This window comes from Nonomuraea sp. NPDC050394, from assembly GCF_044459065.1.
Taxonomy (GTDB): Bacteria; Actinomycetota; Actinomycetes; order Streptosporangiales; family Streptosporangiaceae; genus Nonomuraea.
The window spans coordinates 298192-322772 of sequence record NZ_JBITIO010000012.1; the positions used below are offsets into that span (position 1 = coordinate 298192).

Genomic DNA, 24581 nt, shown 5'->3' on the forward strand with positions numbered 1-24581 from the left:
GCCCCTTCCTCGTGCCTAAGACTGTACCAATACAGTTGACATAATACACTTGACCCATAATCACTCGAGGAAAGGAATCGTCCATGTCCGAACAGCCGAAGGTACGGACCACGGAAGGCGTGGTGCAGGGGCTCCGGCGGCAGGGGCACGCGGTGTTCCGCGGCATCCCCTACGCCCGGCCCCCGGTCGGAGCGCTCCGCTTCGCCGCCCCCGCACCGCCGCACCGCTGGGACGGGACGAGGCAGGCGGTCGAGTTCGGCCCCGTGGTGCCGCTTTCCCTGCCGATCGACGTGCCCCCGCAGGGCACCGACTGGCTGACGCTCAACATCGGCACTCCGGATCCCGGCGCGGCGGGACTGCCGGTGCTGGTGTGGATCCCCGTGGGCGGCTACCTCTCGGCGGCGTCGAGCGACCCGATGTTCGACCCGGCAGCGCTGGCCGAGGCGGGAGTCGTCGTGGTGACCATCAACTGCCGCGTGGGCGCGGAGGGATTCGCGTTCCTCGACGACGTGCCGCCCAACCGCGGATTCCTCGACCAGATCGCGGCGCTGGAATGGGTGCAGCGCAACATCGCCGCCTTCGGAGGCGACCCCGGCCGGGTCACCGTGGGCGGGGTGTCCGCCGGGGCGGGCTCGGTCGCCGCCCTGCTGACGATGAAGTCCGCGCGCGGACTGTTCCGGCGGGCCATCGCCCATTCGGTGCCGGGGATGCACAGCACCCCCGCGCTGGCACGGCAGGCCACCGCCGCGTTCGCCGACCGGCTCGGCGCGGCGGCCCCCACCGCCGAGGCCCTGCGCGACATCGACCCATGGCACCTGGCCGCCGAGCTCACCGCCTTCAACGCCGGCCTCCACGCGCACCGGGAGAGCTGGGGACGCCTCACGGAGGCCGGCACCGCGCTGTGCCCCGTCGTCGACGGCGAGGTCCTCCCGGAAACGCCCTGGCCCGCGCTGAACGGCGCGCGCGCGAGCGGGACCGAACTGCTCGTCGGCCACGCCCGGGACGAATTCCGGTACTTCAGCGTCATGAGCGGACGGTACGGCACCTTCACCGAGGCGGAAGCCCACGCGGCCCTGGACCTGCTCGCCCCCCAACCGGACGGCGCGCGGGCCTACCGGGCCGCGTTCCCGCAGGCAGGCCCGGAGGAACTGGTGGAGACGGTGTACTCCGACGCCCTCTTCCGCATGCCGTCACAGAAGCTGGCCGAGGCGAACGCCGCCGCCGGCGGCACCTCCTACCTGTTCGAACAGTGCTGGGTCGCCCCCGCCCTCGGCGGCATCCTGGGCGCCTGCCACAGCCTCGAGGTGCCCCTGGCGTTCGGCACGCTGGACAGCCCCGTCGCCACCCAGCTCATCGGCGAGGAGCCCACACCCGAGGCCGTCACTCTCTCCCGCGAACTCCAGGAGGCATGGGTCCGCTTCGTCACCACCGGCGACGCGGGCTGGTCCGCCCACCGGCCCGGCGAGCACCTCACCCGCGTCCTGGACACCGAGTCGAAGACTCTGCCCTACCCCGAACAGGCATCCCGTCAGATCTGGGAAGGCCACTCCCCCGCGCCCTTCGATCTCTCGTAAGGCCCACCCGTGGGTGACGGGAGAGGCACCTCGGAGCCGAAGGAGAACCTCTGGTTCCAGGACAGGCCCGTGGTGTCGAGACCGCTGGTGATCGCCCGGCGCCCGCCGTTCAGCCGCGTAGTCGCGCGTTGAGCCGAGCGGCCTGTCGCGTGAGGTGCTCGCGTTCGGGGATGCTGGGCGCCGACCGGGCGGCGTCGGCGTAGAGCCGCGCCGCGGTCGCCGCGTCACCGTCACGCTCGTGCAGGTACGCCAGGACGGCGGTATGGCGGGGCAGCGCCGGATCGAGCCCCGCCAGGGCGGCCAGGCCGGCTCGCGGGCCGTCGGCCTCCCCGACCGCGACGGCCCGGTTGAGGCGGGCCACCGGACTGCCGGTGAGGCGCACCAGTCCGTCGTACCACTCGACGATCTGCACCCAGTCGGTCTCCCCCGCCGTCCGGGCGTCGGCGTGCAACGCGGCGATGGCGGCCTGGGCCTGGAACTCGCCCAGGCGGTCGCGGGCGAGGGCCGCCTGGAGCACGTCGACTCCCTCGGCGATCAGGCGGGTGTCCCACAGGCAGCGGTCCTGCTCGGCGAGGGGCACGAGCCTGCCGTTGGCGCCGGTCCGTGCCGCTCGCCGGGCGTGGTGCAGCAGCATGAGCGCGAGCAGGCCCGCGACCTCCTCGTGGTGGGTCCTGGCCGCGAGCTGGCGGGTGAGCCGGATCGCCTCGGCGGCGAGGTCGACGTCGCCGGAGTAACCTTCGTTGAAGACCAGGTAGAGCACGCGCAGCACGGTCGCGACGTCACCGGGCTGGTTGAACTTGACGTCGGAGACGGTGCGCTTGGCCCTGCTGATGCGCTGAGCCATGGTCGCCTCCGGCACCAGGTAGGCCTGGGCGATCTGACGCGTGGTCAGGCCGCCGACCGCGCGCAGCGTGAGCGCCACGGCCGAAGCCGGGGTCAGGGACGGGTGCGCGCACAGGAAGTACAGCTGGAGTGTGTCGTCCACCGCCTCTCCCCGGCCGGGCGCGGGCTCGGCCTCGACGCGTACCTCGCGGTGCCGGCGGGAGGCGTCGGCACGGGCGGCGTCGAGGAACTTACGCCAGGCCACGGTAACCAGCCAGCCCTTGGGGTCACGCGGCGGGTCGTCCTGCCACACGCGCACGGCCTCGGCCAGGGCGTCCTGCACGGCGTCCTCGGCCGCCGCGAAGTCGGCTCCGCGACGGACGAGAACACCGATCACCGCGGGCACCAGGTCCCGCAGCAGTGACTCGTTCACTCGGTTACCACGGACGGCTCGCCGTAGGCCGGGCGCACCTCGAGCCACTCGTGGATCGGCTTGCCGCCCGCTCCCGGAGCCGCGGACAGCTCGCCGGCCAGTTCGAGCGCCCGCTCGTAGTTCTCGACGTCGATCACCATCCAACCGGCGATCAGGTCCTTGGTCTCGGCGAACGGTCCGTCGGTGACCGGCGGCCGCCCCTCACCGTCGTAGCGGACGAACGTGCCCTCCGGCGAGAGCGCCTGCTCGCCGACGAACTCGCCGGTGCTCTCAAGCCGTGCGGCGAAGTCACGCATGTACTGCACGTGGGCCGAGACTTCCTCCGGCGTCCACTGCTCCATCGGCACGTCGTTGACCGATGCCGGCGCGCCCCGGTAGTGCTTGAGCAGCAGGTACTTGGCCATCGTGTTTCTCCTTGGTGTGTTCTACGCCCATTGTGGCGGTGTTCACTCCGGGGACGGAGCCGCGGGCGGATTCTCGACATCCCTTCCCGGCATTTCCCGGCGTGTTTCCCGCTGCCGGATCAGCTCCTCGACCGGGCTCGGCAGAGTCGTCTCGAAGTCGATCAACTTCGCCCAGGTCGGCGTCACGACGATCCGGACCATGCCGTCGTGGTAGAGCGAACGCACCTCCGCCTCCCACCCGACCCGTTGCTCGGGCGTCATCTCGTAGGTGCTGGTGGTCTGGAGGTACTCCTCCGGGATGCCGTCGACGTAGTCCAGCTCTGCCCGGCCCCGGATGAGAAGGATCTTGGGCGGGTGCACCTCGGTGTCGATCGTCAGGGCGACCATCGGGTTCTCGCTCAGGGCCCGGAGCTTCGGGGCGTTCTTCGGCGTGCACATGACGATCTCCGAGCCGTTCCAGGCGAAGATGATCGGGACATTACGCGGTGTGCCGTCCTTGGCGACGTAGGCCAGGCGGGTCATGTCGCGAGCCAGGAGCTCCCGGCTGATCGGCCGGTTCAGTACCTCGGTGATCTCGTTCGGTCGCACGGTCTTTCCTCCAGCTGTGGTTCCGGGATTCTGGTCGGCCGCGCCCGGCCGTCAGCCGAGCTCCTCGGCCAGGGCGATCACGATGCCCTCGGGGCCGCGCAGGTAGCAGAGCCGGTAGCTGTCCTCGTACTGGGCCACCTCGCCGACGAGTTCGGCGCCATGGGTACGCAGGCGGGCGAGGACGTCGTCGAGGTCGTCGACCGCGAACATGATGCGGCGGATGCCGAGGGTGTTGGCCGGAGCGTCCCGCGGCACCCCGCCGATCGCCTCCGGCGTGTGGTACTTCGCCAGCTCGATCCGCCCGTGCCCGTCCGGCATCCGCATCATCGCGACGTCGACCCGCTGGTCGTCGAGCCCGACCACACGCGCCGCCCAGGGCCCCTCGATCCGCGCCTTGCCCTCCAGCTCCATACCAAGTTCCGCGAAGAACGCGATCACAACGTCGAGGTCGTCGACGACGATCCCGATGTTGTCCATCCGCTTGATCGTCATGGTGGCTCTCCTTCGTCACGCGGCCGGTCGTGGCCACTGGTGTACCTGGGACGGAGCCACCGCCACATTCTCGACACCCGGAACGAGCCGAATTCTTCGTGATCTGTTTCTGACCGTCCCAGACCCAGGCGCATGCGTGTCACTTCTGTCAGTTGCCATCGCAGACGCAAGAAGGCCGGCGCCCTTATCCGCAGCGTGCCCGACAACCCCTCGCGCATCTCCGACAGGTCCTGGCGCAGGGCCTCGGTGTCGGCCAGGATGCGATGCGCCCACAGCGGCACCCGCTCGCCCTCGGGCGTCAGCCCGGCCAAGCGCCGGCCCCGCCGGACCAGGGGCACGTCCAGCTCGCGTTCCAGCTTCCTGATGGCCGCCGACAACGACGGCTGGGAGACGTGACAGGCCGCCGCGGCCCGCGCGAAATGCCGCTCGCGGGCCAGCGCCACCAGATACTCCAGCTGGCGTAACAGCACGCCGCCTCCGCGCCTCAGTCGTCCATCCCGTCGGGGCAGCTGATCGCCCGCCGGCCTGACGAGGCTTCTCCGGCGGACGTGCGAGACCCGGCCCGAGCGCGCACCGATGAGGTTTCCGCGCCGCGCCCGTCTGTACGTGTGAGATCGACTCACGAGAGGCTGGCACGATGCGGAAACTGATCTTCGGCATGAACCTGAGCCTGGACGGTTACGTCGCCGCGCCCGGCGACGACCTCGGCTGGAGCGTACCGAGCGACGAGCTGTTCCAGTGGTGGTCCGACCGGGTGGGGGCGACCGGCCTGGCGCTGTACGGGCGCAAACTGTGGGAGACGATGAGCTCCCACTGGCCGACCGCCGACCGGCGGCCGGGCGCCACGCCGGCGGAGATCGAGTACGCCCGCCGCTGGCGGGACATGCCGAAGGTGGTGTTCTCCTCGACGACCAGGCCGGTCGACTGGAACACCCGCCTGGTCACCGGCGACGCGGTCACCGAGATCGCCCGGCTCAGGGCCGAGGACGGCGGCCCCATGGACATCGTCGGCGCCACTCTCGCCGCAGCGGCCATGCGGGCCGGGCTGATCGACGGGTACGTGCTGGTCACCCACCCGGTCCTGGTGGGCGGCGGCACGCCGTTCTTCACGGCCCTGGACGGCTGGGTGAACCTGAACCTGGTGGAGACGCGGACGTTCTCCGGCGGCATCGTGCTGACCCGATACGAGACGAGGCGATGAGCACGCGCCAGACGCTCGGCACGTGAGGCCGGGTCGGAAATCTTTCCAGGCTCCCTCACCGCGACCCTCGCCATGAGGGAGCCTTGCCCGGTCTTCCTTCCGTTCCGAGCGAGCTGTCGGGACTTGTCTGATCACAGGATCGGCGGCAGGCCCAGCCACGGTTTGCCGGTGGCGTCGAATCCGGTGAGCTCGGCGATCTTCCCGTCGACGATGTGCAGGACCGCGATGGTGAACAGCCGGTACTCCGGGTCGCCGGGAACGCGGCGGTACAGCGCGGCGGCAGGCATGCGGTTGACCGTCGTGGTGATACAGCGCCAGTCGTCGTAGCCGCGCTGGAAGAGCCCACCGGAGACCCAGCCGTCCACCGCGTCCTTGGCCGTCATGATCACGGTGCCCAGCTCGGGCAGCATCGCGAAGCGCAGGTCGTCGCGCAGCAGGGACATCAGCCCGTCGAGGTCGTTGCGCTCATGGGCGTCGATGTACGACTTCACCACCTCGCGCTCGTCGTCCGACAGCTCGTGGGTGGCGGGTCTCCGCCAGTCGAGGCGGCGGTCGGGTAGCCGCTCGCGTACCGTCACTCGCGCCCGCTGCAGTGCGCTGGTCACCGACGCGACGGTCACCTCAAGGGCGTCGGCGGCCTTCGACGCCGGCCAGCCCAGGACGTCGCGCAGGATGAACACCGCCCGCTGCCGCGGCGGCAGGTACTGGACGGCGACGATGAACGCCAGCTCGATCGTCTCCCGCGCCACCACCGATTCCTGCGGGTCCTCGGGGAGCATCCGGTCGGGGTACGGCTGCAGGTACAGCATCTCGGAGCCGGGGTCCGGCAACTCGGATGGCACGGGTGTGCGGTCGTTGCGCTTCTCCAGGAAGTCGAGGCAGGCGTTCGTCGCGATCCGGTACAGCCAGGTCCGCAGCGTGGCATGGCCCTTGAACGACTCCCGTTTGTTCCACGCTCGCAGGAACGTCTCCTGCGTCATGTCCTGGGCGTCCTCGTAGTTCGCGAGCATCCGGTAGCAGTGCACCTGCAGCTCACGGCGGTGGCGCTCCGTGAGCAGCGCGAACCTCGCCGTGTCGTCCGAGCGGACCGCGGCGATGAACGTGGCCTCGTCGGCGCCCGGCTGTCTGGCGTCGGTCATGGGCATCAATCCTTGCATCGGTGCGAGGGGTTACCCAGAACTGACGACGTGGCGGAGGATTCCTGATCGGTCCTTGCCTCCCGCTGCCCGCGGCGCTGTTCCCCCACCGGCATCTCAGGGTCACTGCCAGTCGAAGGTACGCCCCGCCGGATCCGGCGTTGTATGCAATGTATGCTGTGCATGCAACCAGGAGGTGACATGCAGACCGAGTCCGTGTATCGGCGGCTGCGCGAGCGGATCGTGACCGGCGGGTACGCAGCCGGCGAACGGCTGACCGAGTTGTCGGTCAGCGCTGTGCTGGAGGTCAGCCGGACCCCGGTGCGGGAGGCGTTGCGGCGGTTGGAAGGCGACGGTCTGGTACGCAGCGCCGGGCGCGGTGTCGTCGTGGCGACGCTCAGCGGTGAGGCCCTGGCCCATGCCTATGCCGTCCGGGCTTCGCTGGAGGCGCTCACCGCCGAGACCGCGGCAGCGCGGCAGCGGGCCGGGCGGATCGCCCCCGCCGACCTGGCCGACCTCGGCCGCGACAACACGCTGCTGGCCGAGGTCACCAAGGCGGGCGACTACGACCAGGCGATGCTGCTCAACCGCCGCTTCCACCGCCGGATCGCCGAGCTCGCGGCCAACCCGATCGCGCTGGAGATGCTCGACCGGCTCTGGGACCAGATCGTGGTCTCCACTCGTGCCTCCCTCACTCCCCCGCAGCGCCCCGACGCCGTCGTGGCCGAGCACCGGCTGCTGGTCTGCGCGATCGCGGACGGCGAAGCCGAACTCGCCGGCCGGATCGCCGCCGGCCACGCCCGTGCCACCGCGCTGGCCGCCGACGCGGGCGTACCCGATGCCGGCGCGACCAACAGAGGCGCGACCACCAGAGGCGCGTCCACCAGAGGCGCGACGAGCCAAGCCGCGACCAACCTAGGCGCGACCGTCGAGAAGGGATCGTGACCACCCATGGCCAAGACGCACCAGTACGAGGTCCAGGTGACGTGGACCGGCAACACCGGCAACGGCACCAGCGGCTACCGCGACTACAAGCGCGACCATGACGTCTCCGCGCCGGGCAAGGACGTCATCGCGGGGTCCTCCGACCCGGCCTTCCGTGGCGACCCGGCCCGGTGGAACCCGGAGGAACTGCAGGTGGCGGCGGTGTCGCAGTGTCACATGCTCTGGTTCCTGCACCTGTGCTCGGTCGAGGGGATCGTGGTGACCGGCTACACCGACCGTCCCCACGGCACCATGGTCGAGTCGTCCGACGGCGGCGGGCGGTTCGAGGAGGTTGTGCTACGGCCTGAGGCGACCCTGGCCGACCCCGCCATGGCCGCACGCGCGCTGGAACTCCACGAGCGCGCCCACCAGCTGTGCTTCATCGCCAACTCGGTCAACTTCAAGATCAGCCACTCTCCGGCTTTCCCGGCCTGAGAACTTCGGTCTCCTCCAGCCGCCCCCGCAGGTAGGCGCGGTCGGCGTCGGTCGGGGCCAGAACCAGCGCCTCACGGTACGCCCGCGCCGCCCGCGCGTACGAGCCCTGCCTGCGCAGCAGGTCGGCCCGCGTGGCCGGGAGCAGATGGTAGCCGGCGAGCTCGCCCGCGGCGGCGAGCTCATCGACCAGGACGAGCCCGGCCTCGGGACCGTCGGTCATCGCGACGGCGACAGCGCGGTTGAGCCGGACGACGGGTGCGGGCACCAGCTCCAGCAGGTCATCGTAAAGCCGGACGATCTCCGGCCAGTCGGTCGCCTCGACGCTCGGCGCCGTCGCGTGGCAGGCCGCGATCGCCGCCTGGAGCTGGTACGGGCCAGGGGTGCCGGGCAGCAGCCGTAGCCCCTCAGTGATCTTGGCCCGGTCCCAGAGGGATCGATCCTGGCGCTCCAGCGTGACCAGGACGCCCGTCTCGTCGGCCCTGGCCGGCCGCCGCGCGTCGTGCAGCAGCATCAGCGCGAGCAGGCTCCGCGCCTCCGGCTCGGGCAGCAGCCGTACGAGCAGGCGGGCCAGCCGGATCGCCTCGGCGCTGAGGTCCTGCCGGACGAGGCGGGCGCCGGCGCTGGCCGCGTACCCCTCGTTGAACAGCAGATAGATCACCGCGAGTACCGCCTGCAGGCGGCCGGGCAGCAGGTGCGCGGGCGGGACCCGGTACGGGATGCCCGCTTCGCGGATCTTCTTCTTCGCCCGGGTCAGCCGCTGGTACATGGTCGGCTCCGCCACCAGGAACGCCCGCGCGATCTCCGCCGTCGTCAGCCCGACCAGCGTCCTGAGCGTCAGCGCGACCCGCGCGTCGAACGGCAGCGCCGGATGACAGCAGGTGAAGATCAACCGGAGCATGTCGTCGGGCACCTCGTCCGGCTCGCCCGGTTCCCCGGCGGCGCGGGCCGGCACGGCGGCCTGGCGCATCTTGGCGGCGCCGACGGCTTCGCGCCGGAGCAGGTCCATGGCCCGGTTACGCGCCGTCGTGGTGAGCCAGGCGCCCGGATTGTCCGGAATGCCATCGTGCCGCCACCGGTCGAGAGCCGTCGCGAACGCGTCCGCGGCGCAGTCCTCGGCCAGATCCCAGTCACCGGTCACCCGGATCAGCGTCGCGACGACCTGCCCCCACTCCGCCGCGAACGCCTCGGCCACCGCCGATTCGACCGCATCGGTCACTCCCACACCGGCCGTACCTCGACGGTGCCGAAAGCGGCGAACGGGTGCCCCGCGGCGATCTCGATCGCCTCGTCCAGATGCTCGCACTCGACCACGAGGAACCCGCCGATCAGGTCCTTGGTCTCCGCGTACGGGCCGTCCGAGATCAGCGTCTCACCCTCGCGCACCCGCACCTTCGTGGTGGCCGTCGGTCGCAGGCGGTGCCCGCCACGGTAGACCCCGCGTGCCTCGAGGTCGGCGAACCAGGCCTCGTGCTCCGGCCACGCATGGATCTCCTGCGGCGATTCCGAGTGTTCCTCACCGTGCCAGATCACCAGTGCGTACTTCATCTACAGCACTATGGCACGCCCACCTGCGCGATCAAGGCGCGGTGGTGAGGTCGTCGGAGCGTCCGGCCTCGATGCGCGACCACTGCGAGAGCGGACGTCCGTCGATCCGCCAGAACTGCGTGGGTTCCTCCTCCCGCCACGCCTGCGGCCAGCCGGGAGGCGAGTCCTCGCCCGGGTGCTGGCGTCCGTACACGGTGAGGTCCATGAGCGCGAGGCTGTAGTCCATCGCCTCCACGCCGCGACCCGTCGTCCAATACGTCTCGAAGACGCGGTCGCCGTCGCGCAGATAGCTCACCAGCTGCATCGAGCCGATCTGACGCCCGACGAGCAGCGTGTCGGCGGACGCCTTCGCCGAGTACCACGGCATGTCCCAGCCCATGAAGTCGCGATAACGACGGCTCTCCCGGTACGGGCCCTGGCAGAAGACGGCGTACGTGATGTCGCGCGAGTGCACGTAGGACAGCTCCGAGATCTGGCCGCCGCACCACGTGCAGCCTTCGCACTGCTCGGCGGCCGGACGGCCGTCGCGCCACATGAAGTAGTACGCGAGCAGCTGCCGCCGTCCCTCGAACGTCTCCAGCAGGGTGACCGGCCCTCCGGGTCCGATCAGCTCGGTGGTGGGGTCCACCTCGACCATGGGCAGACGTCGCCGCGCCGCGGCGATCGCGTCGCCTTCGCGCGTATGCGCCTTCTCCCGGGCCCGCAACTCGTCCACCTGGGCCTGGAAGGTGGCCCGGTCGACGGCCTCGGGCATGCCGGGTGCGTTGCGGGCGAGGGCTGTCGCCTCGCTGAGGTTGTCCTTCATGGTCAGTCTCCTCCTTGGGTACGTGGCTTCGCCCACCGACGAATGGGCACCGGGGGATTCGACATCGCCGGGAAAGAATCTTCAGCGCGGGCCGCTTTCCTGCTTCCGTCGCCCTACCCCGATGACGCGCAGGTCATCCGGAAAGCGGCAGCGCCCAGACGCGACATGACGGCCGGCCCGGCACGGCCGGCCGTGGCGAACACCGTCGCGAACACCAGAGCCCAAGCCTGCGAGGCGGGGGTCCCGGTAGCTATCGCGGATAATCCAACGAACCCATCTCTGACCTGCTGTTATTCGCCTTCCTGGGACGGTTGACGATCTTTGCCGCTACGGCTCGTACTGGTTGTAGTGCTTCCGTGGAGGTTGATGGGGTTGGCGACCAGTTCTTCTCTGATGAGCAGATGGAGCGGCTGCGGTCGTATCCGGACATCGGCCGGGAGGAACTGATTCCGGTTCTTCACGCTGACGCGGAAGGATCTGGGCTTCATCGACAACCTGGACCGTGGCGGTGGGCGCGGGCCCGCGGCGCGGTTGGGGCTGGCCGTCCGGCTGTGTACGTTGCCGTGGCTGGGTTTCGTGCCCGATGACATCTGGGCGGTGCCGCGGGCGGCGGGTGGCCCAGAACCAGCCCACCGTGACGGCCCGGATGCCGACGACAGCGAGGGCGGGGGTCGTGGACCGGGGGCCATGTTCGGCGGGCAGGAGGTCAGGTGAACGTGCCAGGCGTCCGATCAAGCTAGGGCTTGTTCAGGTAGGCCAGGACGGCGCGGACGCGGCGGTTGGTGTCTTCGTCGTCGACGATGCCGAGCTTGCCGAACATGGAGGTGGTGTACTTGCTGATGGCGCTGTCGCTGAGGAAGAGGCGGCGGCCGATGGCCTGGTTGGACAGTCCCTCGGCCATGAGAGCCAGAACGGCGTGCTCGCGTTCGGTGAGCCGCTCGAGCCCGCGGCTTGGGGAACTGCTGGACAACAGCTTGGCGATGACGGCCGGGTCCATGGCGGTCCCGCCGTCCGCGACGCGCTCCAGGGCGCCGATGAACTGGTCGGCGTCGAACACGCTGTCCTTCAGCAGGTAGCCGACGCCGCCGGATCCGTCGGCCAGGAGCTCCCGGGCGTACAGCTGCTCCACGTGCTGAGAGAGGATGAGGACCGGTAGCCCAGGCATCTCGGCACGGGCGGCCAGGGCCGCGCGCAGGCCCTCGTCGGACTGGTTCGGCGGCATGCGAACGTCGATGACGGAGACGTCCGGGCGCCATCTCCGTAGCGCCTCCAGCGTCTCGGGGCCCGTGGCCGCTGTGGCCACCACTTCGTGCCCGTACGCCTGGATCAGGCGGACCATCCCCTCGCGCAGGAGGTAGAGGTCTTCGGCTACAACGAGTCGCATGGCAGTGCCATTCTCACACGGGTCGGGCCGCCCGGCGGGCTGCTGATCTCCAGGGTGCCGTCGAAGACCGCGAGGCGGCGGCGCAGACCGGCGAGTCCGCCGTCGGCGCGCACATTGGCCCCGCCCCGCCCATCGTCCTCGACCTCGACGATGAGATCGGCGTCGTCCTGTGCGAGGGAGATCCGCGCCCGGGACGGCTGGGCGTGTTTGACCGCGTTGGTCAGCAGCTCGGCGACGCCGAAGTAGACGGCGGCCTCGATCACGGGGTCCAGGCGCAGGCCGGCGTCGGCGCTGACGGCCACGTCGAGGGGGACGTCCAGGGCCAGGGCGCGGACGGCGTCGACGAGCCCCCGCTCGTTCAGCACCGGCGGGCTGATCCCCTTGACCAGTTCGCGAAGCTCGGCCAGCGAGGCGGCGGCACCGCCCCGTGCTTCCCGCATCAGCGCCTTCGCCTGGTCGGGGTTAGTCTCCATGAGTTTCTCGGCGGTCGCCAACGCGAGTCCGAGTGCGACCAGGCGGGCCTGCGCCCCGTCGTGCAGGTCCCGTTCGATCCGGCGGATCTCGGCGGCCTGCGCGACCGTCGCGTCCGCGCGCTGGGCGGTCAGTTCCTCCACCCGCTCGGTCATCGCCATCGCGCGCGACGGGCGCAGGAAGCGGACGGCGACGGGTACGAGCAGCCGCCAGGCGTACGGGGCTGTGGCGATGGCCACGACCAAGCCGAACACCCCGGCCAGGCGCGCGGTGAGCCCCGGCTGCCCGAGCCCGAGAACCGCCGCGACCACCCCGGCCGACGGAACGGCCGCCACCACGCCCGCGGCGAACGGCACGATCCCGGTGAACCGCACGTCGCGCCAGACGGCGGGATCCTTCCACCGCACCCGCCATTTCTGATCCAGGACGGCGTCACGCCGGCTGCGCTCGTAGGAGAAGCCGTTCCACCAGTACCCGGTGGACATCCGCACCACCGGCCCGGCCTCCCGGTAGCCGGCGGGGATGAAAGTGCCCGTCCACCTCGCCACCAGCGAACGGACCAGCCGGCAGACCGGTCGGGACAGCCCGAGGGTGCCCACGCACACCAGCACGAACGGCCCCAGCCACGACCATGGGTTCCCCGCACCCCACCAGATGGCCCACGCCACGGCCACGGCCCACACGGCCGGGGCCGGCATGGTGACGACCGCCACTACGCACGACCGCACGAACCCCACGCCGATGCGCCTCGCCCAGGTACCCAACTGCCGCATGCCTCTTCCTTCGCCTCTCCATTCGATGCTTCCACTGTGCACCGCGCCGAGCACGCTACTGCCCTGACCGGCCAAGGAGTGGGTCTGGCCCCACCCACCCGTGCGCCTGGACCGATACCGCCTCGACCAACCGCTTCGTAGCGTCGCCAAGCATGGAATCCAACACACACACCACGACCGAGGCCGCACTCCTCAACACCCCCCGCACCCAAGGGGCCTTCGGCACGGCGAAGAACAGCATCAAGGTGTACGGCGCACTCAGCGCCATCGCCCTCTTGGCAATCACCGTGGTATCGAGCAGCGGCCATATGGTGAACACGTTCATGTGGGTCCGGGCGGCCCTGCTGCCGGTGGTGGCCGTGCTGATCTACTGGATGACGATCTCCGCTTCCCGGGGATCTCGACGGGCTTTCGAGCGCGTGAATGCTCTCGCCGTCATCATGCCGATCGCGATCATCGGCGTCGACCTGATCCCGGGGATTTGTCCGCTGTGGTACGCCGTGATGCAGGTCGTCTGCATGCTGCCCCTCATCCGGGTCGCGTTCATCACCCGCGGCTCCGCACTGCGCGCCGCCTTCCCCAAGAGGGGCTGATCGGGCGTCGAGCGCGTTTCTCCAACTTCGGTGACGCCTCTCCACCTTCGGTGGCGCCGGCCCGTCCCACGTGAGACGGCGTCTGCCACGCTCCAGGGCAGGGCGCGGTGCCCTTCTCACACATGACCGGCGGTACTCCCACACCAAAGACGCGCACGACTGCGCGGTTGCGGGATAATCAGCGTTATCTGGCAAGATAGCGATCACCGGGTAGCGCGAGCTGGGCGGCCGTCGCTCGGCGCACACCCGGCGCGCCTACCGCGGCGACCTGATCGCCTTCGCCGCCCACCACGGCGAAGAACTCGGTGAGCTGGCCGCCGCGCCGGTTCGCGCGTTCCTGGCCGAACTCGCCGAGCTGTCGCCGGCCAGCCGCAAGCGCAAGCGCGCCGCCATCGCCTCCTTCGCCAAGTGGGGGGTCCGCCACGACCTCCTGGCCGCCAACCCGATGGACCGCATCGACACCGTCAAGGTGCCCAAGAGGCTTCCCCGCCCGGCCGCGGCCGCCGACGTGGCCAAGGTGCTGGCGGTGATCTGCTCGAGGCGGCCGCGCAAGGATCTACCGCTGGACCGGCTGGACGACAAGGTCGCCGACGCCGAGGTCCCGCGCCGCCCGGTGGCGGCGCGGCCAATCGATCCACTGACGAACGACAAACCGCTGAGGCCCATCCCACGCCTCGTGCACCATCAGCACAGGTCAGAGATGGGATCGTTGGATTTTCCGCGATTGCTACCGGGACCCCAGGCGGGGTCTGCCTCGTTGGCCGGCCCGGGCAGGCACGGCCGGTGGTCAGGCCGCGATGGGTGCCAGGCCGGGCGACAGGCCGGGCCAGGTGGCTTGTCAGGCCGTGGTGGCGTGGTGGAGGGACTGGAGGCCTGGGATGGGGATGGTGGTTTGCCGGGTGCCCTTCGCGTCCAGGACGGTCAGGTGGTCGCCGGCGCCGGCCAGCAGCAGTCCGTTCAGCTTGGCCAGGCCGCGCGCTGGGCCGGCCAGTTGCCAGGTTCCCAGGGGCGCCAGGGTGGCCGGGTCGGCGACCTGTACAGAGGTGCCGGCGGCGAGGTAGAGGCGCTCGTTGTCGGCCAGCGCGTAGGCCTCGCCCGCGTGTCTGGCGCCGAAGGTGATGCGTTTCACCGTGAGGTCTGCCGTGTCTGCCTGAGCTATGCGGCCGCTGGTGGCGTCGTAGACGAAGAGGTTGCGGCCGTCGGGGCCGAGGGTCAGCGTGTGCGCCTCCGGTGGGCCCATGCCGAACGGCTGCGGCAGGTCGAGGCAGTACGCCCACCGCTGGTCCAGCTGGAGAACGTGGACAAAGGCATGCACGCCGGGCGCCGAGTCGCCGCCGGCGATCAGGTCGCGGGTGTGCAGGTGGCCGGGCTGGTGGGTGTAGAGCGTGTAGAGGACGCCCGCGTCCGCGTCCAGCACCGCCTGGCGGCCCTGCCCGCGCATCTCCTCCTCCTTGCCCTCCGGCACGGGCTTCTTGTCGCGCGTGTTGAGGGGTTTCGGGGTGCCCGCGGGCAGGTCGAGCACGCGTACCCGGTAGCGGTCCGGCTTGTCGGGTGGAAGGTATTCCAGCACGTACATGACCTGGTCGTCGGTGGAGAAGGCCTCCGGCTCGACGTTGCCGCCGAGCCGGAGGTCACGCACGCCGTCCGGTCCGGCCAAGGAGATGAGGGTGCTGGTACGCGGGCCGGGCGGCGGGCCGACGGCGACGAGCTCTCCCGAGCGGGAAACCGCCTTGACCCGCGCGCCGGTGACGGGCGTTTCGCGCCGCACCTTGCCGCTCGGGAGGTCGAGCACGCGCAGGTGTCCGCCCTTCAGCTGGTGAAGGCGCTTCCAGCGGGCATCCGGTACGGCCTCGCCGTACTCACGGAGCTGCCTGCCGGTGGCCAGGTCCACCGCGACCAGCCCGGACGCGGTCCTGGCATACAGCGTCCCCGTAAGCCCGACCGGCCGGGCGGGCTGCGGACTCGCGGGCTGGGCGGCCGCGGGTTCCGCCCGGCTCCCGGCACAGGCGGACAGGGCGGGCAGGGTGGCCAGGGCGAGCGCCCCGGCCAGCAGTTCACGTCGCGTCGTCCTCACATCTGCCCTACACCGCCCGGTCACGAAAGGTTCGACGCCTTGTCCCCCGCCGCGAACCCGTGTATCCGTGGCCGCCGGGCAAGGGTTCAGCGCCATGCCTGACTTCGACCAGGGACGAACGGTTGCGCGCCTGCTTCCGCGCTGACCGGGGGGCGAACGGTTGTGCGCCCGCTTCCGCGCTGACCGGGGGCCGCTCTCGCTTGCCCGACCGCCCTCGCCGGGCGGAAGCCTGCGGCACGGTGCCGTCACCGGGCGGCCTCCCAGGCCGACCACAACCCGGCATACACGCCACCGGCGTCGACCAGTTCCGCGTGGGTGCCGGTCTCGATGACCCGGCCGTGCTCCATCACCATGATCCGGTCGCAGGTCGCCGCCTGGGACAGCCGGTGCGCCACGACGACCGCGGTCCTCCCGGCGAGGACGGCGTCGGCGGCGCGGTCGAGCTGGCCGGCGTCGGTGGAGCCGGCCTCGGCCGTCGCCTCGTCGAGGATCACCAGATCGGCGTCGGCGAGCAGCAGTCGGGCGAGGGCGAGCCGCTGCGCCTGCGCGTCGGTGAGCGGATGCCCGCCCACACCCAGCAGGGTGTCCAGCCGGTCGGGCAGAGCGTCGAGGAGCGCCGCGGCGCCGGTGGCCTCCAGCGCCGCGCGCAGGTCGCGGTCGGTCGCGCCGGGCGCGGCGAGGGTGAGGTTGTCGCGCAGGGTGCCCGCGAAGACGTGGACCTCCTGGGTGATCATCGCGGTGCGGGCGGGGCGCGTCACCTTCCCGGTCTCGGGCAGGTGGGTGCCGGCGATGACGCCGGCGAGCGTGGTCTTGCCCGCCCCCGACACGCCGACGACGGCCACGCGCTGACCGGACGGGATGCCGAGGGTGAGGTCGTCGAGCACCCGTGGGTCCTCGCCGTAACGGAACGAGACCCCGTCGAGCCGCACGGCGGTGTTCGTGGCCCGCGCCGGGACGTCCGGCGGGCCGGACGGGATCGTGACGACCCCGATCATGCGGCTCAGCGACGCGAGCGCCGACTGGAGGGTGTCGATGACCAGCAGCAGCCGGTTGACCGGCCCGAGCAGGCGGAGCACGAGCAGCATGGCGGTGGTGGCGCCGCCGACGGTCGACGCGCCGTGGCCGATGAGGACGAAGCCGACGACGAGCACGGCGGCCAGGCTCAGGCACTCCCCGAGGTTGAGCCGGGCGTTGAGCATGCTCAGCACCGTGCGGGCGCGCAGCGACTGCCTCGCCACGCGCCAGGAATCCGCCATCACGGCCCTGTGCCGTTGCTCGGCGAGACCGAAGCCGAGCACGGTGGCGTAGCCGCGCTGGGATTCGAGGATCTGCTGGGCGCGCGCGCTCATCGCCGTGCGCTCGGCGCGGTAGACCCCCGGTCCGACGCGCAGGTACCACCGCACGGCCAGCGCGTAGACCGGCAGCACGACGGCGAAGGCGGCCGCGTAGGGCCATTCCAGTGCCGCGAGCCCGCCCAGCGACACGACGATGGTGAAGGCGGTGACGGTGAGCACCGGGATGACCGCGGGGGCGGCGTCGGCGACCGCGGTGACGTCGTCGCTGGATCGCGAGATCAGGTCTCCGGTTCCGGCGCGCTCGACGAGGTGCTGAGGGAGCGTCATCGCGTGGCCCACGAGCCGCTCGCGCAGCGCGGCGAGGACGGCGTGGTAGACGCGGGTGGCCAGCACGATCGTCAGCGCGGTGCCCGCGGCGCCCACGACCGCCGACAGCGCCATGACGGCCGTGACCGCCAGCACCGTGGCGAGGTCGGCGGTGCCGGTCTGCACGCGGTCGACGAGGAACCCGATCGCCGCGGGAACGATCAGGTCGACGCCGGTGCTGACGATCCCCAGCAGTCCGGTCGCGGCGAGCCGGAGCCGGTACCCGCGGCTGAGCCGCCACACCTCCCGTACCGTCTCACGGCCGTTCGCGACCGGCAGCCCGGGCGGCCCGGCATCGGCGGAGGCGCCGCTCACCGCGTCGTCCTCGCGGGCGCGGGCACGTCGCCGGGCAGCTCGACGACACGGTCACAGGCGGCGAGCAGCGCCGGGGCCGAGGCGATCAGCAGCGTCGAGCGGCCCGCCCGGACACCGCGCAGCCGGCCCGCGATCGTGTGCTCGGTGACCGAGTCGACCGCGGTGGTCGGGTCGTGCAGCACCAGCAGCGGCGCGTCGCTCGCCAGGGCACGGGCGAGCGCGACCCGCTGGCGCTGGCCGCCCGACAGCCGGTTGCCGCCCTCGCCCACCGGGACGTCGAGGGCGGCCGCGAAGTCGTCGCAGGCGGCGGCCCGCACCGCGGCGTCCACCCGCTCGGGCGCGCCCGCGACCACGGCGACGTTGTCGCGGAGCGTGCCACTGAACAGCGAGGCGCGGTGCGGCGCGACCGTGACCCGCGACCGGTACTCGGCCGGGGTCAGCTCCCGCGCCGCGATCCCGTCCAGCCATGCCTGCACCCCTCCTTCGGCCCTCGGGTCCAGCAGCGTCTCGACGAGGCGGGCGGCGGTCCGGTCGCCGGCGCGCACGCCCACGAGCTCGCCGGGCTCGACCCGGATCGTCACGGCGGGCCCGGAGACGCTCGGCACGACCACGTCCAGCTTCGGCGGCGCGGCGGCCTCCAGCGGGGTGGCGTCGCCGGGCCCGGCCGTCGGCGTGGCGCCGTCGCGCAGCACGTCCAGGACGCGCGCGGACGAGGCGCGGGCGCCGGCGAGGTTGGGGATGGACGTGCTCGCGATCGCCTGGATCTGCGGCAGCAGCGCCTGGGTGAGGCCGACGGCGGTGATCAGCTCTCCGATGGAGAGCTGCCCGTTCACCGCGAACCAGCCCGCCAGCCCCATCACCGCGGCGACGAACGTGCCGCTGACCACGCCCGAGCCCACCAGGAACCTCCCCAGCAGGCCCGCGTTGCGCGTGGCGCCGACGAGGGTGTCCTGACTCGCCTGCCGGTACCGGCCGGTCGCCTCGGCCTCCGCGCGCACCCCCTTGATCACCCGGTAGCCGGCGACCAGGTCCGTGGCCTGCCCGACCGTGGAGGCCAGCAGCTCCTGGTAGGTGCGGGTGTCCCGGGAGAGCCGCTCGCTGAGCACGCCCATCGACCAGACCGCGACCGGCGCCCCGACCAGCACCACGGGCCCGAGCAGCCAGTGCGTCGCCAGCAGTGACACCGCGATGAATCCGATGGCCGTGACCCTCGACACCGGGATGATCATCAGGATCACCGCGTTGGACAGGCGCCCGACGTCGTTCGTCATCACCGAGACCACGCTGCCGTCCGGCGCACGGGCGGCGCCGCCGACCGGGTGCAGCACGCCCGTCGACAGGGTGCCGCGGAGCCGGTGCTGGAGTACCTGCACCGCGTAGGCGGTCAGCCGCAGCGAGAGCCTCGCCGCCGACGTCAGCGCCAGGTAGAGGGCCACCAGCACGCCGAGCCACAGGACGAGCTGTCCCGCGTCGCCGGTCGCCAGGGCGCGGTCGATCGCGAGTCCCATCACCACCGGGACCGCGGACTCGCCCACCTGCCACACGATCGCCAGCAGCATCGCGGGAACGCCGACCCGCCGCACCGAGAAGATCACGCGCAGCAGGAACCGGCCCGGGGTGATGCCCGGCCCGGCATCGAACGGCGGGGTATCGAGCGGCTCGGCGGGAGCGAGCAGGAGCACCGGCAGCCGGCGGGTCAGGGGTCCTCGTCCCAGTCCCGCGGGGTCGGCGCCCGGCGGACGCGAGAGGTTCCTCACGCCCGGCTCCGATCCCCGCCGCGGAGCGGGAAGCACCAGAGCAGCGCGTCGGCGAGGATTCCCCGCCACCACGCGTAGTCGTGCCCGCCGGCGAACTCCCGGTAGCGGGTGTCGTAGCCCTTCACGGTGAGGACGTGGTCCAGCCAGCGGCTGTGGGTGTTGGAGGTCTCCAGCTCACCGACGTCGTGGAAGACGCGGATCGGTGCCGTCCGCGCGGCCAGGTAGTCGGCGATCAGCGTCGGGACGGGGACGCGGCGCAGCAGCTCACCCGGCCCGGTGCCCCACCTGAGGTCAGGGTGGTACCCGCACGACGGGGACTGGAGGATGGCGTTGCCGAACGCCGCCGGGTGGTGGAGTGCCGTCCAGCCGGCGCACAGGCCGCCGAAGCTCTCACCGGCCAGGGCGACGTCAACCGGGTCTCGTGAGAGCGGATACCGGTGGCGGAGCCACGGCAGCAGTTCCTGGACGAGCATCTGGGAGAACGCCGGGTTGCAGAGCAGCTCTTCGTCGCGCCGCTGCGCGGGCTGATCGACGAGGACCACCGCGCAGGGCCGGATCAGTCCCGCCCGGACCAGGGCGTCACGCACGCTCGGCGCGCTGTGGTCCGGCGTACCATCCAGGTGGATCACGAAGGGCAGCGCGCTGTCGTCCGAGAACCCTTCCGGGGGCATCGACACCCAGATGCGGCGTTCGTCCCCCAGGAGGCCGCTCGCCAGCACGGCCGTCTCCGCCGCCGGGGCCGGCCGTGCTTCGGCCTCATCCAGCCAGGGCAACGGCGCCGCGTCGGGCAGGACCGCCACCGAGGCGCCGGAGAACCGCGCCACCGAGCACTCCGAGAACCTCGGTGGCGGGTTGAACGGGTCCGGGACCCGTTCGTCCTCGCCCGTCGGGCCACGTCGTGCGTACACGTAGGAGAAGCGCAGGTCGGAGCGCATCCGCAGGGTGAGAACGTGGAACGGCGTGCCCGCGACCTGGGTGAACTCCGGGGCGATCGGGTTGAAGCCGATCCTGGGGCCGATCACCACCGCGAGGGCGACCGTTGTGCCGTCCGCGGGCTCGTCGACGAACGTCACCTCCACCTCGTCCGCGGAGACCCGCTCGATGAGCGGCGCACCCCTGTCCCCGAGATGCCGCCGGAACCGTTGCGGGCTCCACTCACCGGACGCCAGCTTCTCGACATGCCGATCAGCCATTGCGCGAGCTCTCCACGGCGGTCCCGTGGGCGGGTGCGCGCCGGGTTCGTTCGCGGCCGAGCGGCACCACCTGGGGGCTGCCGGCCACCGGATCGGGCAGCACCAGGCAGCGCAGCCCGAACACCTCCTCGACCAGTTCGGCCGTGACGACCTCCTCCGGAGTGCCCTCGGCGACCACGGCGCCGCCCTTCATGGCGATCAGGTGGGTGCCGTAGCGGGCGGCGTGGTTCAGGTCGTGCAGGACGGCGACCAGGGTGTGGCCGACGTGGTGCAGGTCGGTGAACAGCTCCATCAGTTCGATCTGGTGGGTGATGTCCAGGAAGGTGGTCGGTTCGTCGAGCAGCATGATGCCGGTGTGCTGCGCGAGCGCCATCGCCACCCACACGCGCTGGCGCTGCCCGCCCGACAGCTCGTCCACCAGGCGCCCGGACAGGTCGGTGACCGAGGTCTGGTGCATCGCCCTGAGCACGGCCCGCTCGTCGTCCTCGGTCCACTGCCGGATGAACCCCTGGTGAGGGTACCGTCCCCGGGCCACCAGGTCGGCGACGGTGATCCCGTCCGGGGCGATCGAGGTCTGCGGCAGCAGCCCGACCCGCTTGGCCACCTCTTTGGTCTTGTAGGAGTTGATGTCGGCACCGTCGAGGACGACCTGCCCGGCCGACGGCTTCAGCAGCCGGGACAGGCCGCGCAGCAGGGTGGACTTGCCGCACGCGTTCGGGCCGACGATGACGGTGAACGACTCGTCGGGGATCGCCACCGAGAGGTGCTCGGAGATGATCCGCTTGTCGTAGCCGATCGTCGCCGACTCCACACGGAGGCGCGCGGCGCCGGGCGGGGTCAGGTTCACAGGCGTCTCCTGGCTTCGGTGAACAGCAGGTATCCGAGGTAGCCGCCGCCGAGCACGACGGTGATGATGCCGACCGGCAGCGGGGTGGGTGCGACGTGCTGGGCGACATAGTCCGACGCCAGGCACAGCAGCGCGCCGACGAGTGCGGCGGGGGCGAGGGTGATCCCGGCGGTGCGGGCGAGCCGGCGTCCGATCTGCGGTGCGACCAGGGAGATGAACGCGATCGGCCCCGACGCGGCCGCGACCGTCGCCGTCAGCGCCACGCCCACCAGGATCAGGCCGAGGCGTGCGGGCGAGACCCGTACCCCTTGCGAGGCGGCCGCGTCGTCACCCAGCTCCATCTGCCGCATCGGCCGGTTCAACACCCCGGCCAGCAGCAGGAGTACGGCGACGCAGGCGCCGCCGATGACGACCTGGTCCCAGGACACGCCGTTGAGCGACCCGGCGCCCCACGCGGCCGCGGACATCGCCTGGTCCAGGTCGGCCTGGAGGATCAGCCAGGTGTTGAGCGACGCGAGCATCGCCGAGACGCCGATGCCGACGACGATCAGCCGGAACCCCTGCACCCCTCGTCGATAGGCGAGCACGTACACGGCCACGGCGGTGGCCATCCCGCCCAGCAACGCCCCGCCGACCAGCTGCGCGTAGGTGCCGTTGACGACCAGGATCACGATCAGCGCGCCGGAATAGGAGCCTTGGGAAAACCCCATGATGCCGGGGTCGGCGAGCGGGTTGCGCAACAGCGACTGGAAGATCGCCCCGCTCACCCCGAGGGCCGCGCCGAACACCAGCGCCGCGGCCACCCGGGGCAGCCGCCACTCGACCACGATGTCGTGGACGATGCCGGTCTCCCGGCCGGTCAGCGCGGAGAGCACCTGACCCGGGTTCAGGCCGTACGAGCCGGTCATCAGCGCGAGCACCGCCGTACCTGCGACCGCGACCGCGAGCACCGCGCAGACGACGACCGAGCGCCACTGGAGCCGTACGGCGATCCGCCGGTGCCGCAGCACCAGCACCCGCCGTCCGAAGTCCACCCGCGGCATGTGCGTGCTCATAGTCCGCTCGCCTTCTTCCGCCGCACCAGCGCGATGAGAACGGGAGCGCCGACGAAGGCGGTGACGACGCCCACGGGGATCTCGCTGGGTCTCATCACGACGCGGCCGAGGATGTCGGAGACCAGCAGCACGCTCGGGGCGAGCAGGATGCTGTAGGCGAAGATCCAGCGTTGGTGCGGGCCGACGATCCAGCGGGCCACGTGCGGCACCATGAGTCCGACGAACACGATGGGTCCGGCGATCGCGGTGGCGCCACCGGCGAGGAGGGTGAGTGCGATCACCGCGAGCACACGGGTGCGTACCAGCCGGACCCCTTGGGCGACTGCCAGCTCGTCGCCCAGAGCCAGAGCGTTGAGCGCGCCCGACACCGCGAAGGCCAGGATGAGTGCCACCGCGAAGAACGGCAGGATCGGCCATACGACCTCGAGCGGACGGCCCGCGATCGACCCGGCGTTCCAGTACCGCATCGCGTCGAAGGCGTCCGGGTTGGTCAGCTGGAGCGCCTCCCTGGCGCCGCCGAGCACGGCGCTGACGCAGAGCCCGGCGAGCACCATGACCACCGGCGAGGAGCCCTGCCGTGTCGACCCGAGGGTGAGCACCAGGAGCGTGACGATCAGTGCCCCCGCGATCGCGAACCACACGTAGCCCTGGGAGTCGCGGACGCCGAACAGGCCCACGGCGACCGTCACCGCGAAGGACGCGCCGGCGTGGACGCCGAGGATACCCGGATCGGCCAGGGGATTGCGGGTGAGCGCCTGGATCAACGCGCCCGACAAACCGAGTGCGACGCCGACGACCAGACCCACGATCGTGCGCGGCAGCCGGAAGTCGCGGATCGCGAACTGGTCGATGTCGGGCGAGGAGCGGAACAGCGCGTCCCACACCACTGACGGCCCGATCGCCGTCGACCCGATCATGACGCTCAGCACCAGCAGGACCGCCAGCACCACCAGCGCGACGACCAGGCCGAGCAGCCGGCGACGCGGTCCGGGCACCGTCCCGGTGCCCGGACCGTCCTGCCGGAGGGAGAGGGCTGTCACTTCTTGGCTGGGAGGGTCGCCAGGGCGCTGTCGAGCGAGTCGAGGTAGCGGTTGACGGGCCCGTAGGAGTTGTTGCCGGGGCAGAAGACTCCCAGCGCACGGCCGCTGCTCACGGCAGGCAGCGCCTTCCAGGTGTTGGTCTCGATCACCGGCACGAAGGGCTTGGTCGGCTTGCCCTCGGCGTCGACGGGGTAGGTGATCACGTCGTACTTGGACAGCTTACCGATCTGCTCGAACGGCAGGGCCTCGTAGGCCAGAGGGTCCTTGCCCTCGGCCGCCTCGGGGAGGTTCAGGCCGATGTCGTCCCGGGCGATCTCGGAGCAGCCGATGTCCGCGATGTGGAACGTCGCGGGATCGTTCCAGTCTCCGCGGGAGACGTCGACGAACGAGCTGCCGGCGATGATCTTGCCGTAGGTCGCCTGAATCTTGGCGACCTTTTTCGTGAACGCCGCCTTCTGCTGGCTGAGCGCATCCGTGACGTTGCCGGCCTCCGCGATCGCGTCGGCGAAGGCCTTCCACTCGGTGTCGAGCCCCCAGTACACGGTCGGGGCGATCGTCTCGAGCCGCTTGCCGACCTTGTCCCAGTCGTTGGAGTGGAACTGGACCAGGATGAGGTCCGGCTTGAGGGCGGCGAGCTTCTCGACGTCCACCTCACCACCGCTGCTGCCGACGACCTCGGCCGCCTCGTACACCGTCTTCTGTTCCTCCGGCAGCACCTCGAGTTCGGAGCGGGACAGCTCGGTGACGCCCACCGGCTTGCCACCCAGATCGATGAAGGGGAGGTTCGTGTTGCCGATCGTGACGATCCGCTGCGGGCCGACGGGAACCTTGATGGTGCCGTTCTCGGCTTTGACGCTGCGGGTCTCGGCGGCCTTGCGGACGGTGTCGCCGCCGCCACCACCGCCGCAGGCGGTGAGGACGAGCGACGCGCTCATCAGCGCGGTGGCAAGTGCTGCGCCGCGCCTCCTCAGGGGGGTGTTGCTCATGGGCGTTCTCTTC

25 protein-coding genes and 1 pseudogene are annotated in these 24581 nt (G+C 71.3%); 7 read left to right on the forward strand and 19 right to left on the reverse strand.

All coding sequences use genetic code 11. The features are described 5' to 3' along the window. The first annotated feature begins 83 nt into the window (after positions 1-83). On the forward strand, positions 84-1574 hold the full coding sequence (locus ACIBKY_RS38655) for a carboxylesterase/lipase family protein (RefSeq protein ID WP_397104836.1): 1491 nt from the start codon (positions 84-86) through the stop codon (positions 1572-1574). A 109-nt stretch (positions 1575-1683) separates the two neighbouring features. Here ACIBKY_RS38655 and ACIBKY_RS38660 read toward each other — a convergent pair whose 3' ends face one another. From ACIBKY_RS38660 to ACIBKY_RS38680, 5 genes are read right to left on the reverse strand one after another with little or no spacing between them, the layout of a single operon-like run. Further along, positions 1684-2829 (reverse strand): RNA polymerase sigma factor, encoded by a 1146-nt coding sequence (locus tag ACIBKY_RS38660; RefSeq protein ID WP_397104838.1) that lies wholly within the window; start codon positions 2827-2829, stop codon positions 1684-1686. Continuing rightward, positions 2826-3233, reverse strand: coding sequence for a YciI family protein (locus ACIBKY_RS38665; RefSeq protein WP_397104840.1), 408 nt, complete (start codon positions 3231-3233; stop codon positions 2826-2828). The genes ACIBKY_RS38660 and ACIBKY_RS38665 overlap by 4 nt, the downstream gene beginning before the upstream one ends. Positions 3234-3275: 42 nt before the next feature. Continuing rightward, positions 3276-3821 carry a pyridoxamine 5'-phosphate oxidase family protein gene (locus ACIBKY_RS38670; RefSeq protein WP_397104842.1) on the reverse strand — a complete coding sequence of 182 codons (546 nt, stop codon included), beginning with the start codon at positions 3819-3821 and terminating at the stop codon, positions 3276-3278. Between the two features lie 51 nt (positions 3822-3872). Then, the gene (locus ACIBKY_RS38675; RefSeq protein WP_397104844.1) at positions 3873-4313 is read right to left on the reverse strand and encodes a VOC family protein; all 441 of its coding nucleotides are present in this window, start codon (positions 4311-4313) and stop codon (positions 3873-3875) included. Beyond that, entirely contained in the window at positions 4310-4783 is a 474-nt protein-coding gene (locus tag ACIBKY_RS38680) for a LysR family transcriptional regulator (protein WP_397104846.1), read from the reverse strand. Before ACIBKY_RS38680 ends, ACIBKY_RS38675 begins: the two co-directional genes overlap by 4 nt. Positions 4784-4950: 167 nt before the next feature. Between ACIBKY_RS38680 and ACIBKY_RS38685 the strand changes: the two genes are divergently transcribed. Further along, on the forward strand, positions 4951-5514 hold the full coding sequence (locus ACIBKY_RS38685; protein WP_397104848.1) for a dihydrofolate reductase family protein: 564 nt from the start codon (positions 4951-4953) through the stop codon (positions 5512-5514). Positions 5515-5645: 131 nt separating this feature from the next. Here the strand turns inward: ACIBKY_RS38685 and ACIBKY_RS38690 are convergent, their stop codons facing one another. Then, entirely contained in the window at positions 5646-6653 is a 1008-nt protein-coding gene (locus ACIBKY_RS38690; protein ID WP_397104850.1) for an RNA polymerase subunit sigma-70, read from the reverse strand. Positions 6654-6851: 198 nt separating this feature from the next. Between ACIBKY_RS38690 and ACIBKY_RS38695 the strand changes: the two genes are divergently transcribed. Together ACIBKY_RS38695 and ACIBKY_RS38700 are read left to right on the forward strand one after the other, a co-directional pair. Then, positions 6852-7595, forward strand: coding sequence for a GntR family transcriptional regulator (locus ACIBKY_RS38695; protein WP_397104852.1), 744 nt, complete (start codon positions 6852-6854; stop codon positions 7593-7595). 6 nt (positions 7596-7601) lie between these two features. Beyond that, complete coding sequence (locus ACIBKY_RS38700; protein ID WP_397104854.1) at positions 7602-8069, forward strand: OsmC family protein; 468 nt, start codon at positions 7602-7604, stop codon at positions 8067-8069. On the opposite strand, the gene ACIBKY_RS38705 is transcribed toward ACIBKY_RS38700, so the two are convergent. Genes ACIBKY_RS38705 through ACIBKY_RS38715 form a run of 3 tightly spaced genes read right to left on the reverse strand, consistent with a single transcriptional unit; the run spans position 8041 to position 10419 of the window. After that, complete coding sequence (locus ACIBKY_RS38705) at positions 8041-9291, reverse strand: RNA polymerase sigma factor (RefSeq protein WP_397104856.1); 1251 nt, start codon at positions 9289-9291, stop codon at positions 8041-8043. The genes ACIBKY_RS38700 and ACIBKY_RS38705 overlap by 29 nt on opposite strands. Beyond that, positions 9282-9614, reverse strand: coding sequence for a YciI family protein (locus ACIBKY_RS38710; RefSeq protein WP_397104858.1), 333 nt, complete (start codon positions 9612-9614; stop codon positions 9282-9284). The genes ACIBKY_RS38705 and ACIBKY_RS38710 overlap by 10 nt, the downstream gene beginning before the upstream one ends. Positions 9615-9645: 31 nt before the next feature. Beyond that, positions 9646-10419 carry a DUF899 family protein gene (locus tag ACIBKY_RS38715; RefSeq protein ID WP_397104860.1) on the reverse strand — a complete coding sequence of 258 codons (774 nt, stop codon included), beginning with the start codon at positions 10417-10419 and terminating at the stop codon, positions 9646-9648. A 495-nt stretch (positions 10420-10914) separates the two neighbouring features. Here ACIBKY_RS38715 and ACIBKY_RS38720 point away from each other — a divergent pair, with 495 nt between their 5' ends. After that, on the forward strand, positions 10915-11133 hold the full coding sequence (locus ACIBKY_RS38720) for a hypothetical protein (RefSeq protein ID WP_397104926.1): 219 nt from the start codon (positions 10915-10917) through the stop codon (positions 11131-11133). Positions 11134-11155: 22 nt separating this feature from the next. Here the strand turns inward: ACIBKY_RS38720 and ACIBKY_RS38725 are convergent, their stop codons facing one another. Together ACIBKY_RS38725 and ACIBKY_RS38730 are read right to left on the reverse strand one after the other, a co-directional pair. Continuing rightward, positions 11156-11803 carry a response regulator gene (locus tag ACIBKY_RS38725; RefSeq protein ID WP_397104862.1) on the reverse strand — a complete coding sequence of 216 codons (648 nt, stop codon included), beginning with the start codon at positions 11801-11803 and terminating at the stop codon, positions 11156-11158. Next, a complete protein-coding gene (locus ACIBKY_RS38730; RefSeq protein ID WP_397104864.1) occupies positions 11788-13047 on the reverse strand; it encodes a sensor histidine kinase in 1260 nt (419 codons plus the stop codon). The genes ACIBKY_RS38725 and ACIBKY_RS38730 overlap by 16 nt, the downstream gene beginning before the upstream one ends. A 152-nt stretch (positions 13048-13199) precedes the next feature. On the opposite strand from ACIBKY_RS38730, the gene ACIBKY_RS38735 reads away from it, so the two are divergent. Together ACIBKY_RS38735 and ACIBKY_RS38740 are read left to right on the forward strand one after the other, a co-directional pair. After that, positions 13200-13640, forward strand: a complete 441-nt coding sequence (locus ACIBKY_RS38735; RefSeq protein ID WP_397104866.1) for a hypothetical protein — start codon at positions 13200-13202, stop codon at positions 13638-13640. 271 nt (positions 13641-13911) lie between these two features. After that, positions 13912-14001 (forward strand): annotated as a pseudogene (locus ACIBKY_RS38740) (hypothetical protein); the annotation flags it as partial. 477 nt (positions 14002-14478) lie between these two features. Here the strand turns inward: ACIBKY_RS38740 and ACIBKY_RS38745 are convergent. From ACIBKY_RS38745 to ACIBKY_RS38780, 8 genes are all read right to left on the reverse strand, one after another. Next, positions 14479-15714 (reverse strand): YncE family protein, encoded by a 1236-nt coding sequence (locus tag ACIBKY_RS38745; RefSeq protein ID WP_397104868.1) that lies wholly within the window; start codon positions 15712-15714, stop codon positions 14479-14481. A gap of 245 nt (positions 15715-15959) precedes the next feature. After that, the gene (locus ACIBKY_RS38750; protein ID WP_397104870.1) at positions 15960-17690 is read right to left on the reverse strand and encodes an ABC transporter ATP-binding protein; all 1731 of its coding nucleotides are present in this window, start codon (positions 17688-17690) and stop codon (positions 15960-15962) included. Continuing rightward, positions 17687-19447, reverse strand: a complete 1761-nt coding sequence (locus ACIBKY_RS38755; RefSeq protein WP_397104872.1) for an ABC transporter transmembrane domain-containing protein — start codon at positions 19445-19447, stop codon at positions 17687-17689. Before ACIBKY_RS38755 ends, ACIBKY_RS38750 begins: the two co-directional genes overlap by 4 nt. Further along, complete coding sequence (locus ACIBKY_RS38760) at positions 19444-20640, reverse strand: alpha/beta hydrolase (RefSeq protein WP_397104874.1); 1197 nt, start codon at positions 20638-20640, stop codon at positions 19444-19446. Before ACIBKY_RS38760 ends, ACIBKY_RS38755 begins: the two co-directional genes overlap by 4 nt. Further along, on the reverse strand, positions 20633-21481 hold the full coding sequence (locus ACIBKY_RS38765) for an ABC transporter ATP-binding protein (RefSeq protein WP_397104928.1): 849 nt from the start codon (positions 21479-21481) through the stop codon (positions 20633-20635). Before ACIBKY_RS38765 ends, ACIBKY_RS38760 begins: the two co-directional genes overlap by 8 nt. A 2-nt stretch (positions 21482-21483) precedes the next feature. Continuing rightward, positions 21484-22542 carry a FecCD family ABC transporter permease gene (locus ACIBKY_RS38770; protein ID WP_397104876.1) on the reverse strand — a complete coding sequence of 353 codons (1059 nt, stop codon included), beginning with the start codon at positions 22540-22542 and terminating at the stop codon, positions 21484-21486. Then, complete coding sequence (locus tag ACIBKY_RS38775; RefSeq protein ID WP_397104878.1) at positions 22539-23582, reverse strand: FecCD family ABC transporter permease; 1044 nt, start codon at positions 23580-23582, stop codon at positions 22539-22541. The genes ACIBKY_RS38770 and ACIBKY_RS38775 overlap by 4 nt, the downstream gene beginning before the upstream one ends. Further along, entirely contained in the window at positions 23579-24568 is a 990-nt protein-coding gene (locus tag ACIBKY_RS38780; RefSeq protein WP_397104880.1) for an ABC transporter substrate-binding protein, read from the reverse strand. Before ACIBKY_RS38780 ends, ACIBKY_RS38775 begins: the two co-directional genes overlap by 4 nt. Between the last annotated feature and the right edge of the window lie 13 nt (positions 24569-24581).

Coding starts and splice junctions, on each gene's coding strand:
- ACIBKY_RS38690 (WP_397104850.1), bottom strand. CDS start 6,653: ATGACCGACGCCAGACAGCCGGGCGCCGACGAGGCCACGTTCATCGCC.
- ACIBKY_RS38780 (WP_397104880.1), bottom strand. CDS start 24,568: ATGAGCAACACCCCCCTGAGGAGGCGCGGCGCAGCACTTGCCACCGCG.
- ACIBKY_RS38730 (WP_397104864.1), bottom strand. CDS start 13,047: ATGCGGCAGTTGGGTACCTGGGCGAGGCGCATCGGCGTGGGGTTCGTG.
- ACIBKY_RS38695 (WP_397104852.1), top strand. CDS start 6,852: ATGCAGACCGAGTCCGTGTATCGGCGGCTGCGCGAGCGGATCGTGACC.
- ACIBKY_RS38675 (WP_397104844.1), bottom strand. CDS start 4,313: ATGACGATCAAGCGGATGGACAACATCGGGATCGTCGTCGACGACCTC.
- ACIBKY_RS38700 (WP_397104854.1), top strand. CDS start 7,602: ATGGCCAAGACGCACCAGTACGAGGTCCAGGTGACGTGGACCGGCAAC.
- ACIBKY_RS38710 (WP_397104858.1), bottom strand. CDS start 9,614: ATGAAGTACGCACTGGTGATCTGGCACGGTGAGGAACACTCGGAATCG.
- ACIBKY_RS38770 (WP_397104876.1), bottom strand. CDS start 22,542: ATGAGCACGCACATGCCGCGGGTGGACTTCGGACGGCGGGTGCTGGTG.
- ACIBKY_RS38655 (WP_397104836.1), top strand. CDS start 84: ATGTCCGAACAGCCGAAGGTACGGACCACGGAAGGCGTGGTGCAGGGG.
- ACIBKY_RS38760 (WP_397104874.1), bottom strand. CDS start 20,640: ATGGCTGATCGGCATGTCGAGAAGCTGGCGTCCGGTGAGTGGAGCCCG.
- ACIBKY_RS38685 (WP_397104848.1), top strand. CDS start 4,951: ATGCGGAAACTGATCTTCGGCATGAACCTGAGCCTGGACGGTTACGTC.
- ACIBKY_RS38715 (WP_397104860.1), bottom strand. CDS start 10,419: ATGAAGGACAACCTCAGCGAGGCGACAGCCCTCGCCCGCAACGCACCC.
- ACIBKY_RS38735 (WP_397104866.1), top strand. CDS start 13,200: ATGGAATCCAACACACACACCACGACCGAGGCCGCACTCCTCAACACC.
- ACIBKY_RS38665 (WP_397104840.1), bottom strand. CDS start 3,233: ATGGCCAAGTACCTGCTGCTCAAGCACTACCGGGGCGCGCCGGCATCG.
- ACIBKY_RS38725 (WP_397104862.1), bottom strand. CDS start 11,803: ATGCGACTCGTTGTAGCCGAAGACCTCTACCTCCTGCGCGAGGGGATG.